At 68.3% G+C, this 14470-nt stretch carries 11 protein-coding genes; 7 read left to right on the top strand and 4 right to left on the bottom strand.

Annotation, left to right across the window (positions count from 1 at the left end; all coding sequences use genetic code 11):
- Positions 1–13 precede the first annotated feature (13 nt).
- The 6 genes from atpG to ACERLL_RS00110 all read left to right on the top strand — a co-directional run bounded on the left by atpG (position 14) and on the right by ACERLL_RS00110 (position 7947).
- Entirely contained in the window at positions 14–877 is an 864-nt protein-coding gene (gene atpG, locus ACERLL_RS00135) for a F0F1 ATP synthase subunit gamma (protein ID WP_373654024.1), read from the top strand.
- A gap of 42 nt (positions 878–919) precedes the next feature.
- The gene (gene atpD, locus ACERLL_RS00130; protein ID WP_373654023.1) at positions 920–2320 is read left to right on the top strand and encodes a F0F1 ATP synthase subunit beta; all 1401 of its coding nucleotides are present in this window, start codon (positions 920–922) and stop codon (positions 2318–2320) included.
- Positions 2321–2398: 78 nt separating this feature from the next.
- The gene (locus tag ACERLL_RS00125) at positions 2399–2824 is read left to right on the top strand and encodes a F0F1 ATP synthase subunit epsilon (protein WP_373654022.1); all 426 of its coding nucleotides are present in this window, start codon (positions 2399–2401) and stop codon (positions 2822–2824) included.
- Between the two features lie 107 nt (positions 2825–2931).
- A complete protein-coding gene (gene glmU, locus ACERLL_RS00120; RefSeq protein ID WP_373654021.1) occupies positions 2932–4308 on the top strand; it encodes a bifunctional UDP-N-acetylglucosamine diphosphorylase/glucosamine-1-phosphate N-acetyltransferase GlmU in 1377 nt (458 codons plus the stop codon).
- Entirely contained in the window at positions 4309–6141 is a 1833-nt protein-coding gene (gene glmS, locus ACERLL_RS00115; protein WP_373654020.1) for a glutamine--fructose-6-phosphate transaminase (isomerizing), read from the top strand. It abuts the gene before it with no gap.
- Between the two features lie 51 nt (positions 6142–6192).
- Positions 6193–7947: a chloride channel protein gene (locus ACERLL_RS00110; protein WP_373654019.1), complete on the top strand. Its 1755-nt coding sequence runs from the start codon at positions 6193–6195 to the stop codon at positions 7945–7947.
- Between the two features lie 30 nt (positions 7948–7977).
- On the opposite strand, the gene ACERLL_RS00105 is transcribed toward ACERLL_RS00110, so the two are convergent.
- Entirely contained in the window at positions 7978–9960 is a 1983-nt protein-coding gene (locus ACERLL_RS00105) for a chloride channel protein (RefSeq protein WP_373654018.1), read from the bottom strand.
- Positions 9961–10077: 117 nt separating this feature from the next.
- Here ACERLL_RS00105 and ACERLL_RS00100 point away from each other — a divergent pair, with 117 nt between their 5' ends.
- Positions 10078–12258 (top strand): UvrD-helicase domain-containing protein, encoded by a 2181-nt coding sequence (locus ACERLL_RS00100; RefSeq protein WP_373654017.1) that lies wholly within the window; start codon positions 10078–10080, stop codon positions 12256–12258.
- 20 nt (positions 12259–12278) lie between these two features.
- Here ACERLL_RS00100 and ACERLL_RS00095 read toward each other — a convergent pair whose 3' ends face one another.
- The 3 genes from ACERLL_RS00095 to ACERLL_RS00085 all read right to left on the bottom strand — a co-directional run bounded on the left by ACERLL_RS00095 (position 12279) and on the right by ACERLL_RS00085 (position 14408).
- Positions 12279–13247 (bottom strand): homoserine kinase, encoded by a 969-nt coding sequence (locus ACERLL_RS00095; protein WP_373654016.1) that lies wholly within the window; start codon positions 13245–13247, stop codon positions 12279–12281.
- Positions 13248–13264: 17 nt separating this feature from the next.
- Positions 13265–13600, bottom strand: a complete 336-nt coding sequence (locus tag ACERLL_RS00090) for a DUF2782 domain-containing protein (protein ID WP_373654015.1) — start codon at positions 13598–13600, stop codon at positions 13265–13267.
- 85 nt (positions 13601–13685) lie between these two features.
- Complete coding sequence (locus ACERLL_RS00085; RefSeq protein WP_373654014.1) at positions 13686–14408, bottom strand: LOG family protein; 723 nt, start codon at positions 14406–14408, stop codon at positions 13686–13688.
- Positions 14409–14470 lie beyond the last annotated feature (62 nt).

Here is a 14470-nt window from a genome sequence, read left to right as displayed (position 1 = left end):
ATCGGAGAGCGGGATGCCGAGCTCCAAGGAAATCAAGAAGCAGATCGGCTCCATCGAGAACACGAAGAAGATCACTTCGGCGATGGAGATGGTCGCGGCCTCCAAGATGCGCAAGGCCGAGGCCCGGATGCACGCCACGCGGCCCTATGCCGACAAGATCCGGCAGGTGATCGGGCACATCGGCAAGGCCCACCCGGAGTACACCCACCCGTTCATGGAGGAGCGGGAGGCCAAGAACGCCGGGATCATCATCATAACCTCCGACCGGGGGCTGTGCGGTGGTCTGAACACCAACGCCCTGCGCCATGCCCTGAACCTCATGGAGGACCTCCAGAATCAGGGCATCGCCTACCGGGTGGCCGCCATCGGCAAGAAGAGCCTGCCCCTTCTCAACCGGTTGGGCGTGGACATCATGGCCGAGCGCTCGGACCTGGGCGACGCCCCCGAGGTGACCGACATCACCGGGACGGCCAAGGTGGTGATGGATGCCTACATGGAAGGCGAGCTGGACCGCGTCTATCTGGTGTACAACCAGTTCGTGAATACCATGACCCAGAACGTCCAGACCGAGCAGATCCTGCCGGTCACGGAAGTGGCCGAGCCGGACGAGCTGCACTGGGACTACATCTACGAGCCGGAGCCCCAGGAGGTCATCGACGGCCTCATGGCGCGGTACGTTGAGTCCCTGGTCTATCACGGCGTGGTGGAGAACATCGCATCCGAGCAGGCGGCGCGCATGGTGGCCATGAAGAGCGCCAGCGACAACGCCGAGGACCTCATCGAGGACCTCAAGCTGTCCTACAACAAGGCGCGTCAGGCCGCCATTACCGCGGAGCTCGCCGAAATCACCTCCGGTGCGGCGGCCCTGGAAGGCTAACGCGGCCACGGAATTTCCAAGCTAGAGAAAACGGGCACGAAAATGAGTGAATCCACTGGAACTGGAAAGATTGTCCAGATCATCGGCCCGGTGGTGGACGTGGACTTCGAGACGGGCGACATGCCCGAGGTCTACGACGCCCTGGAGCTGGTAGATGGGGACCTGGTCCTCGAGGCCCAGCAGCACACCGGCGACGGTGCCGTCCGCTGCATCGCCATGGGCTCCACCGACGGCCTGAAGCGCGGCATGGAAGTGAAGGGCACCGGCGCCCCGATCACCGTGCCGGTGGGCGAGAAGACCCTGGGCCGCATGATGGACGTCCTGGGCAACCCCATCGACGAGGCCGGCGAGGTCGACAAGTCCGAGACCGCGCCCATTCACGCCAAGCCACCGGCCTATGACGAGCTGTCGGCCACGGCGGATATCCTGGAAACGGGCATCAAGGTGATCGACCTGATGTGCCCCTTCGCCCGGGGCGGCAAGGTCGGTCTCTTCGGCGGCGCCGGCGTGGGCAAGACCGTGAACATGATGGAGCTCATCCGGAACATCGCCATCGAGCACTCCGGCTACTCCGTGTTCGCCGGCGTGGGCGAGCGCACCCGCGAGGGCAACGACTTCTACTACGAGATGAAGGAGTCAGAGGTCCTCGACAAGGTGTCCCTGGTCTACGGGCAGATGAACGAGCCGCCGGGGAACCGCCTGCGCGTGGCGCTGACCGGGCTGACCATCGCGGAGAAGTTCCGCGACGAGGGCCGCGACGTGCTGATGTTCATCGACAACATCTACCGCTACTCCCTGGCCGGTAACGAGGTGTCCGCGCTGCTCGGCCGCATGCCTTCCGCGGTGGGCTACCAGCCGACCCTGGCGGAGGAGATGGGCGTCCTGCAGGAGCGCATCACCACCACCAAGACCGGCTCCATCACCTCCGTGCAGGCGGTGTACGTGCCCGCGGACGACCTTACCGACCCCGCGCCGGCCACCACCTTCGCCCACCTGGACGCCACCGTGGTGCTCGCCCGCTCCATCGCCGAGCTGGGCATCTACCCCGCCGTGGACCCGCTGGACTCCACCAGCCGCCAGCTGGACCCGCAGGTCATCGGCCAGGAGCACTACGACGTGGCCCGGCAGGTGCAGCAGGTGCTCCAGCGGTATAAGGAGCTCCAGGACATCATCGCCATTCTGGGCATGGACGAGCTTTCCGAGGAGGACAAGCTCACCGTGGCCCGGGCGCGTAAGATCCAGCGCTTCCTGTCCCAGCCCTTCTTCGTGGCGGAGGTGTTCACCGGCGCCCCCGGCAAGTACGTCTCCCTGAGCGAGACCATCCGGGGTTTCAAGGGCATCGTCGAGGGCGAGTACGACGAGCTCCCGGAGCAGGCCTTCTACATGGTCGGCTCCATCGACGAGGCCGTGGAGAAGGCCAACTCCCTGAAGAAGGCTAGCTGAGCCGCGGCCCAGGTCGTCGACGGGGGTTGTCCGCCCCCGTCGATTTGGGGCTATATTGAGTAGGGGAGAGAGGGCAAAATGGGAATGACCATCCACGTCGATGTTGTTAGCGCCGACCGGGAGATCTACTCCGGCACCAGCGAGATGGTTGTCGCTCCTGCCGAGGAGGGCGAGGTCGGCATCATGCCCGGGCACTCCGCCTTCATAACCCGCTTGCTGCCCGGCGAGGTCCGGATCCAGCACGAGGGCAAGGAAGAGGAGGTGGTCTTCGTGTCCGGCGGGTACCTGGAGGTCCAGCCCTCCGTGGTCACCGTTCTCGCGGACACCGCGGAGCGGGCCCCGGATATCGATGCCGCCGAGGCCGAGGCCGCCAAGCGGCGGGCCGAGCAGGCGCTCGAGGAGCAGACCTCCGACATGGAGCTGGCCCGCGCCAAGGCCGAACTGGCCGAAGCCACCGCCCGGCTGCGGGTGTATCGCCGGCACCGGGAGGGCGCCGGGGCTTGATGCCCGGCGGCCACCGGCATCGGACACTGGGTGCCGGATAATTTCGGAAGCAGGGGGCGGCCCAATGGCCGCCCCCTTGCTATTTGGAGGGTGAACGAGCTTTGAACTTGACGGTAGTCATTTTGGCCGCAGGCCAGGGCACACGCATGCGCTCCGACCTGCCCAAGGTGCTCCATGAGGTGGGAGGGCGGCCCATGGTGGAGCACGTCCTCGAAGCCACCCGCTCCCTGTCGCCCTCGGCCATTCGACTGGTGGTGGGCCACGGGGCGGAGCGGGTCCGGGAACGGGTGGAAGCGCCGGACGTGACCCTGGTGGAGCAGCCCGAGCAGCGGGGCACCGGGCATGCGGTGCAGTGCGCGGGCTCCGATTTCTCGGATGCCGATTGGGTGCTCGTGCTGAACGGCGACGTTCCCCTGCTGCGCGGGAGCACCCTCGCCCAATGGACGGAGGCCCTGGAGGCGGCCGACCACGACCTGGGCATCCTCACCACCCACCCTGAGGATCCCACGGGCTACGGACGCATACTTCGGGACGACCGGGGGCGTGTCACCGGGATCCGGGAGGAGAAGGACGCCGGACCCGAAGAGCGTTCCATCGGGGAGGTGTTTACCGGTACGCTGGCGGTACGGGGGGAACGCCTCGGACCCTGGCTGGAAGCCCTCACCGCGGACAACGCCCAGGGCGAGTACTACCTTACGGATGTGGTTGGCATGGCGGCCGGGGCGCGCGGCGTGCTCGCCCACCGGGTGGCCGATCCCGGAGAGGTGCAGGGCGTGAACAACCGCAGCCATCTGGCCATCGTGGAGCATAGCTACCAGCGCCGCATCGCCGAGGCCCTCATGGCCGAGGGGGTCACCCTTCGGGCACCGGAACGGACGGTGGTGTACGGCCAAGTAGTGCCCGCGCCCGATGTGGTGGTGGATCCCGATTGCCAGTTCGAGGGCGAGGTGGTCCTGGAGGCCGGGGCGCACATCGGGCCGGGCTGCGTGCTGCGCAATTGCCGGATCGGTGCGGGCGCCCGGCTGGAGGCCTACAGCCACGTGGACGGGGCTGCGGTGGGTCCCGGGGCGTCGGTGGGGCCCTTCGCGCGGCTGCGTCCGGACACGATCCTCGAGCAGGGCAGCAAGGTGGGCAATTTCGTCGAGGTGAAAAAGGCGCGGCTGGGCGCTGGCGCCAAGGCCAACCACCTCAGCTACGTGGGGGACGCGGAAGTGGGGGCCGGAGCCAATCTCGGCGCGGGGACCATCACCTGCAACTACGACGGTTACCGAAAGCACCGGACCGTGATCGGTCCCGGCGCCTTCATCGGCTCCGCAGTCCAGCTGGTGGCTCCGGTTACCGTGGGTGAGGCGGCGACCATCGGCGCGGGGTCGACCATCACCAAGGACGCCCCGGAGGGAGCCCTTACCCTCTCCAGGGCCAAACAGTTCACCCGTCACGACTGGAAGCGCCCGGAAGAGCGGGCCAAGGAGGAGCAGGAATAGATGTGCGGCATCATCGGGGGGGTAGGCGAACGCAATATGGTGCCCGTCCTGCTGGAGGGGCTATCCCGGCTGGAATACCGAGGCTATGACAGCGCCGGCCTGGCCGTCCTCGGCGCGGGAGGCCTCATCCGCCGCCGCCGGGAGGGCAAGGTGTCCGCCCTGGAGCGAGATGTGGATGCCGAGGGAGTGAGCGGTCACACCGGGATCGCCCATACCCGCTGGGCCACCCACGGCAGCCCCTCGGAGGAGAACGCCCACCCCCACATGGCCGCGGACCGCGTGGCGGTGGTCCACAACGGGATCATCGAGAACCATGCGGAGCTGCGCGCCGACCTCGAAAAAGCCGGCTATACCTTCTCCTCCCAGACCGACAGCGAGACCATCCCCTGCCTTATCCATCAGGAGCTGGCCAAGGGTGTCGAGCTGTTCGCCGCCCTGCGGCGGGTAGCCCAGCGCCTGCAAGGCGCCTATGCCCTGGCGGTGGTGGACGCCGAGGATCCGGGCCGCATCGTCGGCGCCCGCAAGGGCAGCCCGCTACTGCTGGGGGTGGGGGTGGGTGAGCACTTCCTCGCATCCGACGCCGCCGCCCTGGTCCCGGTGACCCAGGAGCTCGTGGACCTGGGGGATGGCGACTTCGTGGAGCTGACCGGGGACGGCTTCACGGTAACGGACATCGAGGGAACCCCGCAGGAACGGGAGATCCGCACCTCGCACATCCGGGTGGACCAGGTGGAGCGCGGTCAGTACCGCCATTTCATGCAGAAGGAGATCTTCGAGCAGCCCTCGGCCATCTCCGAGACCCTGGAGGGGCGCATTGAGCGACCGGACTGGGGCCTGGACGACATCGCCGACGGCCTGGCGGAGACCTGGGCGGGTGTGCGCGAGGTGCTGATCCTGGCCTGCGGCACCAGCTACCACGCGGCCCTGGTGGCCCGCTACTGGATGGAGGCGCACGCCGGCCTGCCCACGGCCGTGGAGGTGGCCTCGGAGTTCCGCTACCGCGATCCCGTAGTGCGACCCGGCACCGCCATCATCGCCATCTCCCAGAGCGGAGAGACTGCGGATACCTTGGCGGCGGTGCGCGAGCTGCGCGCCAACGGTCACGGCCCGGTGCTGGCCATATGCAACGTCCGGGAGAGCTCCCTGGACCGGGAGGCGGACACCACCCTCTACACCGAGGCGGGCCCGGAAATCGGGGTGGCCTCCACAAAGGCCTTCACCACCCAGCTCACGGTGCTGGCCCTGCTCACCGCCGCCGCCAGCCAGTCCAGTCGGGGCGCCGCCTGGCGGGAGCCGGATGCGTGGCGGAGCGAGCTGCGGGGGCTGCCGGGCCGCATCCACAAGGCCCTGGAGCTGGATGAGCCCATCCGGCGGGTAGCGGCCGGGCTTCTGGGCCGGGAGCACGCCCTGTTCCTGGGCCGGGGGCCCTTCTACCCCATCGCCATGGAAGGGGCGCTGAAGCTCAAGGAGATCAGCTACATCCACGCCGAGGCCTATCCGGCCGGGGAGCTCAAGCACGGGCCGCTGGCGCTGGTGGACGAGGACATGCCGGTCTTCGTGCTGGCGCCCAACAACCAGCTTCTGGACAAGGTGCTCTCCAACCTGGAGGAGGTCCGTACCCGCGGCGGCGACGTGATGGTGCTCACGGAGCCCGGTCAGGGGCCCACGAGCGGCGAGGGCATGGAGGTGGTGGAGCTGCCGGATCCCGGGGCCCTCCTCGCCCCGGTACTCTATACCATCCCCTTGCAGCTCCTCGCCTACCACACCGCCGTGCTCAAGGGCACGGACGTGGATCAGCCGCGCAATCTGGCCAAATCGGTGACCGTGGAGTAACCGGACCATCGGCCGGGACCCGCCCCGAAGCCGCGAACCCCAGCGAGGCCCATGGACCTAGCCCGGCTGCTGCGCACCTGGACCCGGCACTGGAGCCTGCGGCTCATGGCCCTGGGGGTGGTCGTGGGCGTGCTGGCGGGCTTGGTGGTGGTGCTCTTCCGGATCGCCATCGGCGAGGCCGCCGAGCTGTTCACCCTGGGTGCCGGGTTTGCCGGATTGCCGGCCTGGGGACGTCTGCTTCTTCCCGCCGCCGGAGGGCTGGCCGTGGGCCTGCTCGCGGCCTACGCCTTTCCCCGCCACGCCGACGTGGGCGTGAGCCGGGTGCTGGAGCGGGTGGCCTACGGCGCCAGCCACCTGGGGGCCAAGAGCGCCTTCGCCCAGTTCCTCTTCGGCACCCTGGCCATTGGCTCCGGCCATTCGGTGGGCCGGGAGGGTCCCTCCATCCACATGGGCGCCGCCATCGGCTCCCTGGTGGGTCAGCGGCTCGGGGTCCCCCCCGAGCATCTCCGCATCCTGGTGGCCGCCGGGGCCGCCGGGGCCTTCTCCGGGGCCCTCAATATCCCCTTGGCCGGCGTGGTCTTCGCCCTGGAGGTGATCCTCGGCGAGTACACCCTGGTCCTGTTCGCGCCGGTAGTGGTGAGCGCGGTCATCGCCACCGTGGTGGCGCAGATCGGCATCGGTCCCGGGGTCCTGCTGGATGTCCCGGAATACCCCGCCCACTCCCTGTGGTTCCTCCCCCTGGACTGGTTCATCGGTCTGGGTGCCGCACTGGTATCCTTCGCCCTGTTGCGCGGCGTGGAGGGGATCTACCACCTCAGCCAGCGCGTCCCCGTACCCACCTGGGCCCTTCCCGGGATCGGCGGGCTCCTGGTGGGGATGATCGCCGTGGAGGTGCCGGCGGTCATGGGCGTCAGCTACGGCACCATGGAGAGGGTGTTCGCCGGGGTCTTTCCCCTCGCCACGCTGGCCATCCTGCTGTTGGCCAAGCTGGCCGCGACGGCGGTGAGCATCGGCGCCCAGGCGCGTGGCGGGGCCATCGGTCCTTCCCTGTTCATGGGCGCCCTGGTGGGGGCGCTGGTGGCGGAAGGCGGACGGTTGCTGGGGCTCCCGGTAGGGGGGACCGGCATCTACGCCATCATCGGCATGGCGGCCGGGATGGCCGCCATACTGAATGCGCCGTTCTCCGCCATCATCGCCGTCTTCGAGCTGGTGCGGCATCCGGGCATCATCCTGCCGGTGATGCTGGCGACGGTGACGGCGGCGGTCACCTCCCGGGACTGGTTCAAGGCCCAGTCCATTTTCGCTTGGACCCTCCATCTACGGGAGCTATCGGAGCCCACCCTCCCGGAGGCCGGGCAGAAGTGCACCGTACCGGTGAATGAGGTGATGCAGTCGGACTACCGGAACCTGCCTCTGCGGGTGGACGCCGGGGAGCTGCGCGCGGCGCAGTCGGATTCGGGCATTCAGGTGGTGTTCCCGGTCTACGAGGAGGGGCGGTTCCGGGGACTGGTGGACCTGGGGGGACTGCTGCAGGCGGGGCTGGCCTACCCGGACGAGGAAGGGCGGATCGATCTGGGTCCCTACCTGCACAGCGCCGAGGATCTCCGCTACCTCTATCCGGGGGATGGCGCGGTGAAGGCCATGGACCTCATGGCCTCCTACGGCCTGGAGGGCTTCCCGGTGCGGTCACCGCGCGACCCGGAGGTGCTCATCGGGCTGGTGAATCGGACCGAGGTGGTGCGGGCCTGCCTGGAACAGATGCGGCGGCGGGACGACGGATCGCACGCGCACGGCGCGGAGGGATGAAGCGGAGGGGCCGTTCACGCGCGGGGCCGGCTAGGCCTCTTGGCCCGTGGCCAGGATGTGGCGGGTGAGATTGCTGCAGCGGGCGATGTCGTCCAGGGTCAGGATACCCACCACGCTACCGGCCCCCTTGAGGCGGCCGTCGCGGGTGAGCAGGGCGATCTCCGCCCCGTTGGCTCGGAGCTTGGCCACCACGTCGAAGATCATGTCTTCCTGACCGACCACCACGAAGCGGCTGTCCACGTGCTCCTCGATCCAGGCGTGGGGCTCGCCTTCCTCGTCCAGGAAGCGGTGCCTCTCCGCCGTAAGCACCGACTCCACCTTGCCGTCCCGCTCCAGCAGCACATGGGGATGGGGCTGGTCGGCGGGGAGCTCCTCCCGGAGCTGGGCGAGGGTCCCCCGGCTGTCGATGCGGATTACCGGCGCTTCCTGCAGGTCCAGGGCGCGCCGCAGCATGTACATGTTGGTCTGCAGGGAGTCGGGGATGTAGTGGCCGCGCCGGGTCAGCTTGAAGGTGTAGATGCTGTCGCGCATGAAGAGCTGCCGCACCCCGTAGGCGATGGATACGGTGATGATTAGCGGGATGATGACGTTGTAGTTGCGGGTCATCTCGAAGATCATCACCACCGAGGTGAGCACCGCGCTGGTGGCCCCGCCCACCATGCCGGCCATGCCCACCACCGCCATGTTGGCGGCGTTCAGGTGGAGGCCGGGAGCGAAATGGCTGACCACCACGCCGTAGGCCGCGCCCAGGGCCGCCCCCAGGTAGAGGGAGGGCGAGAATACGCCGCCGGAGGCCCCCGAGCCCAGGGTGAGGGAGGTGGCCAGTAATTTGGCGGCGAACAGCGTGATGAGCAGCAGCGGCGCGCTGAGCTGGTCGGATAGGATGTCCTGGATGGTGGCGTAGCCCACCCCCTGGATGTAGTAGTGACCGTACTGGGTCATGACCACGTACATCAGGATGCCCACCAGCAGCATGCCGAGGGGGTGGCGGACGTAGTAGCCGCCAGGGATGGCGTCGAAGAGGTCCTCGGCCCGGTAGATGACCCGGATGAAGGCCAGCGCCATGAGGCCGAGCAGGACGCCGAAGAGGATGTAGACCAGGAAGCTGCCCGGGCTCATCAGGTGCAGGGCCGGATGGGCCATCTCCGGGATGTCGAAGGCCGGGCTGAGCCCGAAGAACATGCGGCCAATGAAGGTGGCGGCCCCGGTGGCGAGGGCCACGGGAACCAGGGTGCGGCCGCTGGATTCCGGCAGGGTCAGCTCGATGGTGAACAGCAGGGCACCGAGCGGGGTATTGAAGGTGGCCGCGATGCCGCCCGCCACCCCACAGGCGATCAGGGTGATCCGCTGCCATTCCTGCATGCGCACCACCTGCCCCAGGGTGGAGCCGAAGGCGGCACCGATCTGGATGATGGGGCCCTCGCGCCCGATGGCGGCGCCGGTGCCGATGGAGATGGAGGAGGCCAGGGATTTGACGAAGGCCACCATGGGCCGGATGATGCCCCGTCCGTAGTAGATGGCATCGTCCACCTCTGGCACGCCGTGCCCCTTGGCTTCCGGGGCGAAGTTCTTCACCAGGAAGGCCACTACCAGCGCGCCAGCCACCGGGACCAGAATGATGCCCGCCCCCCAGGGGCTCGGGGCGGCGTGCAGGTTGGCGTCGTATTCGAGGCTCCAGGCCCCGTAGAAGGTCAGGTTGTGCACCAGGGCGATCATGGCGCGGAAGGCCACGGCGCCGAGACCGGCGATGATGCCCACCAGGATGGCCAGCAGGCCCAGCCGGAGGCGGGCGTTCTGAGTCAGCTGGACGGCGGCCGGGATCTTCCTTCGGAACCAGCCACAGCCGGCATCAAAGGAGACAGGGGGGGGCGTGGGCCCGGAAACGGAGTCGCTCCGACTTGCTGAAGCCGGCTCGTCCGCGGCTTCCGGGTCGATGGTCTCCCCGGGCATCTCCTCGACAGGCGGGGAAGCGGATGTGCGGGTGCTAGCCGATGAGTCGCTTTCCGAGTTCATTGCATTGAACACCCTAACAAAAATTTCCTCCAGCCCCAAAAGGGAACGGGCGCAATCCCCGCAGATTCGCCGCGTTTCGCGGCGTGGCGGCGTATTTTCAAGGCAGGACACCGAACCATGAGCAGCTTTCCGCCCCAATTCGACGGCCTCAACGACCAGCAAAACGAGGCGGTTTCCCTGCCGGCCGGGCCCAACCTCATCCTGGCCGGGGCGGGAAGCGGCAAGACCCGCGTGCTCACCCACCGCATCGCCCATCTGGTGGGCCACCTGGGCGAGCCGCCGGGCTCGATCCTGGCGGTGACCTTCACCAACAAGGCCGCCCGGGAAATGCGCGAGCGCGTGGAGGAGCTGCTGGGCATCAGCGTCGTCAACCTGTGGATCGGCACCTTCCACGGGCTCTGTCACCGCATCCTGCGTGCCCACGCGAGCGCCCTGGAGCTGCCCGGCGACTTCCAGATCCTCGATGCCGAGGACCAGAAGCGCATGGTCCGCCGGGTGGTGCGCGAGGCGGGGGTGGACGAGAAGACCTACGATCCGCGTCGCATCCAGGGGGCCATCAACGGCTACAAGGAGGACGGCCTGACCCCGGCGGACGTGGCGGGCGGCGGGGACGGTGACCCCACGGTCACCGAGCTGTACCGGCGCTACCAGGCCACCCTTCACCAGGCGGGGCTGGTGGACTTCGGCGACCTGCTGCTGCGCTGCCTGGAGCTGTTCCGCAAGCAGCCGGAGGTGGCCGCTCACTACCGGGAGCGCTTCCGCCACGTCCTGGTGGACGAGTTCCAGGACACCAATCGTGTTCAGCACCTGTGGCTGCAATCCCTGGTGGGCGAGGGCGACGATTTCTTCGCCGTGGGCGACGACGACCAGTCCATCTACGGCTGGCGCGGCGCCCGGGTGGACCATGTGCTGAACTTCCGCGACCACTACCCCGATTGCCAAGTGGTGCGCCTGGAGCGCAACTACCGCTCCACCCAGCCCATCCTCGCCGCCGCCAACGACGTGATCCGCCGCAATACGGGCCGGCTCGGCAAGGAGCTGTGGACGGACCGGGAGGAGGGCCAGCCCGTGGCCTGGCTGACCGCCCCCACGGAGCGGGAAGAGGCGCAGTTCGTGGTGAACGAGATCCGCAAGTGGGTGGAGGTCGGGCGACCCCGCGCCGATTGCGCCGTGCTGTACCGTTCCCACGCCCAGTCCCGGCAGTTCGAGGAGGCCCTGCTCGGCGCCGGACTCCCGTACCGGGTCTACGGCGGCATGCGCTTCTACGAGCGGGCCGAGATCAAGGATGCCCTGGCCTACCTGCGCCTGCTGCGCAACCTGGACGATGACGCCAGCTTCGACCGGGTGGTGAACCAGCCCGCGCGCGGGGTGGGGGAGAAGTCCCTGGCCACGGTGCGCGAGGCCGCGGAGGGCGGCTCGCTGTGGCAGGGCGCCGAGAACGCCCTGGCCGCGGGAGCGGTGCGCGGCAAGGCCCGCACCGGCCTGGAAAATTTCATGCGCCTCGTCAATGACCTCACCGCGGCCTCCCGGAACCTGGAGCTGGGTGACTTGGTGGAGCGGGTCCTCAAGGACACCGGCTTGGCGGAAGCCTGGGGGGCCAAGGGTGACGGCGACGCCGAGAACCGGGTGGAGAACCTGGAGGAGCTCATGAGCGCGGCGGACCAGTTCGCCGCCGAGGAAGTGCCCGACGAGGAGGACCCCCTGTCCACCTTCCTGGCCCACACCGCCCTGGAGGCGGGCGAGGGCCGCGCGGATCCCGACGAGGACGCCGTGCAGCTCATGTCCCTGCACGCCGCCAAGGGCCTGGAGTTCCCCCGGGTCTTTCTCACCGGAATGGAGGAGGGGCTGTTCCCCCACTTTCGCACCATCGACGACGAGGTCGCCCTGGAGGAGGAGCGCCGGCTCTGTTATGTGGGTATGACCCGCGCCATGGAGGAGCTGACCCTGACCATGGCGCGGCGCCGGCGCCTGTACGGCCGCGACCAGACCAATCCGCCGTCGCGCTTCGTGGAGGAGATCAGCCCGGAGCGTCTAAACGACATCACCCCCCGCCCCGCCATGGACGGTCCGGGCCTCGGCAAGGCGGGAATGGCCGGGGGCGGCGTCCAGCCGGCGGAGGGCCGCGAGGCGCCGCCCTTCCCGCCGGGCGCCGGGGTGCGCCACCCGCGCTTCGGCGCCGGGGTGGTCATGGCCTGCGAGGGCAGCGGGCCCAAGGCGCGTGTGCGCGTCTACTTCCGGGATCTGGACGAGGAGAAGTGGCTGATCACGGAATACGCGGGGCTGGAACGGCTGGAGTAAGGCGAGCAGGTAAAGGAGCGCTACTCCGCCACCGCCTTGGGCCACCCAATCCAGGCATTCTGGGGCAGGTCGCGCCTGGCCTCCAGGATGGCGCGGAAGGTATCCGGGTCCTTGGTGGAGGTGAGCTCGCCATCGCGGGGATGATGGTAGTCCCAGAGCCGCGACAGCCAGAAGCGCAGCGCGGCGCCCCGCAGCATCACCGGCCACAGGGCCTCCTCCACGCTGCTCAGGGGGCGCTCGGCATTGTACTGCTTCAGCAGCGCCCGCGTCCGGTAGGGGTTCAGGGTGCCGTCGGGGTGGGTGCACCAGTCGTTGACGACGATGGCCAGATCGAAGGCCAGAACGTCGCTGCAGGCGTAGTAGAAGTCGATCACCCCGGTGAGCTGGCCCTCTTCGAACAGGGCGTTGTCGTGAAACAGGTCGGCGTGGATCACGCCGCGCGGCAGGTCCACCCGCCGGTTGTGGTACTGATAGGTGAGCTCGTCCTGGAGCAGGCGGTGCTCGTCGGGGGACAGGTCGCCCTCCAAAGCCTCGGCGGTCTCCTTCCACCAGCCCGGCCCGCGCGGGTTGTCCCGGGTGTCCGGGAAGCGCTGGCCGGCCTTGTGCATGCGCCCGAGTACCCCGCCCACCTCCGCGCAGTGGTCCACCCCCGGGTAGTAAATGGTGCGTCCCGCCAGCTTGGTGACGATGGCCGCGAGCTTGCCCGCCAGGCGGCGCAGGTAGCGGCCCTCGTCGTCGAGCACCGGCTGCGGCACGGGCAGCCCGTCGTTGGCCAGGAAGGCCATGAGGTTGAGGAAGAAGGGGAGGTCCTGCTCGGGTACCCGCTCGAAGATGGTGAGTATGTACTCACCTTTTTCGGTGGTCAGGAAATAGTTGGTGTTCTCCACCCCCTGGGAGATCCCCTGCAGGTCGCGCGCCTGCCCGATCTGCCGAAAGTGGGCCAGGAATTCGTCCAGCTGCTCCGAAGTAACCGAGGTATAAACCGACATCGCCCTCTACGCAGGCCTCACCATTCGAAGATGGTCCATTGCGGCACGGAAATGTCCGGACCGAGCTCGGAAAAGCGGTCGTCCCACTCGCCGTCGCCGTTGCGGTCGTACAGGTAGTAGGACGGTCCCGCGACAGGATCCACCTTGATCATATAGACCCGGCCCTGGGCCTGGTACTCGGTGATGGTGGCATCCTCGCGCTGGATGATGCGGACCTCGGGCTCCTCCTTGCCGGGAGCGATCCGCTGCTCCGGCGGGATGTCCGCATTCTCGTCCGCATCCTGGGCCGCCACGGGGAGCGCCAGCGCCAGGCCCAAAACGAGGGGAATGAGGAACTGCATAACGGGCTTCATGGTTCTTGCCCTCCGATGCCGGCGCGGCGGACGGCGCTGGCCAGCATGATACCAGGGAAATGGGACACGGGCGGCGCCTGTAGGTTCAGAATTCTCGCGCGCCGCCTTTCGCGGGGACGGAGCCGTGCTCCTGGTGGTAAAACTCCAGGATTTCGCGAACCACGTCATCCGGGTCGTCGCGGACCTGGAACAGATCCAGATCCTCCGGGCTGATGGTGCCGAAGCCCAGCAGGGACTCCCGGAACCAGTCGATGAGTCCCTCCCAGAAGGGGGATCCCACCAGGATGGTGGGGAAGCGCCGGCTCTTGCCAGTCTGCTGCAGGGTCAGGGCCTCCACCAGCTCGTCCAGGGTGCCGAAGCCGCCCGGCATGACCACGTAGGCGGTGGCGTACTTGACGAACATGACCTTGCGGGCGAAGAAGTGGCGGAAAAAGAGCTGCCGCGTCTGGTACTGGTTGGCGCGCTGCTCGTGGGGCAGATCGATGTTGAGTCCGACGCTCTCGGCGCCTCCCTCCACACCGCCGCGGTTGGCCGCCTCCATGATGCCCGGGCCGCCGCCGCTGATAATGGCGAAGCCGTCCTCGGCCAGACGCCGGGCGATCTGTACGGTGGACTCGTAGTAGGGATGTCCCGGGGCGATCCGCGCCGAGCCGAAGATGCTCACCGCCGGCTCGATGTCCGCCAAGTTCTCGAAGCCGTGGCTGAACTCGGCCAGGATCTCGTCGTTCCACGCCCCGTTGGTGCTCGTTCTCCCCGGCTTCAGGAATTCCTGGGCCCGGGGCGCGGATCGGTCACCCTTATCGTTCATGGTACCCTTTTCGCCTTTGCCGCCCGAACCGGCTGGAGCCGGCGGGCCGCCGTCAAAGAGAG

The sequence above is a fragment of the Thiohalorhabdus sp. Cl-TMA genome, assembly GCF_041821045.1.
GTDB lineage: Bacteria > Pseudomonadota > Gammaproteobacteria > Thiohalorhabdales > Thiohalorhabdaceae > Thiohalorhabdus > Thiohalorhabdus methylotropha.
This window is presented reverse-complemented; position numbering and strand designations above follow the sequence as displayed.

Bases quoted from the DNA above. Each gene is read 5' to 3' on its own strand.
- atpG (WP_373654024.1), top strand. From the start codon at position 14: ATGCCGAGCTCCAAGGAAATCAAGAAGCAGATCGGCTCCATCGAGAAC.
- atpD (WP_373654023.1), top strand. From the start codon at position 920: ATGAGTGAATCCACTGGAACTGGAAAGATTGTCCAGATCATCGGCCCG.
- ACERLL_RS00125 (WP_373654022.1), top strand. From the start codon at position 2,399: ATGGGAATGACCATCCACGTCGATGTTGTTAGCGCCGACCGGGAGATC.
- glmS (WP_373654020.1), top strand. From the start codon at position 4,309: ATGTGCGGCATCATCGGGGGGGTAGGCGAACGCAATATGGTGCCCGTC.
- ACERLL_RS00110 (WP_373654019.1), top strand. From the start codon at position 6,193: ATGGACCTAGCCCGGCTGCTGCGCACCTGGACCCGGCACTGGAGCCTG.
- ACERLL_RS00105 (WP_373654018.1), bottom strand. From the start codon at position 9,960: ATGAACTCGGAAAGCGACTCATCGGCTAGCACCCGCACATCCGCTTCC.
- ACERLL_RS00100 (WP_373654017.1), top strand. From the start codon at position 10,078: ATGAGCAGCTTTCCGCCCCAATTCGACGGCCTCAACGACCAGCAAAAC.
- ACERLL_RS00095 (WP_373654016.1), bottom strand. From the start codon at position 13,247: ATGTCGGTTTATACCTCGGTTACTTCGGAGCAGCTGGACGAATTCCTG.
- ACERLL_RS00090 (WP_373654015.1), bottom strand. From the start codon at position 13,600: ATGAAGCCCGTTATGCAGTTCCTCATTCCCCTCGTTTTGGGCCTGGCG.
- ACERLL_RS00085 (WP_373654014.1), bottom strand. From the start codon at position 14,408: ATGAACGATAAGGGTGACCGATCCGCGCCCCGGGCCCAGGAATTCCTG.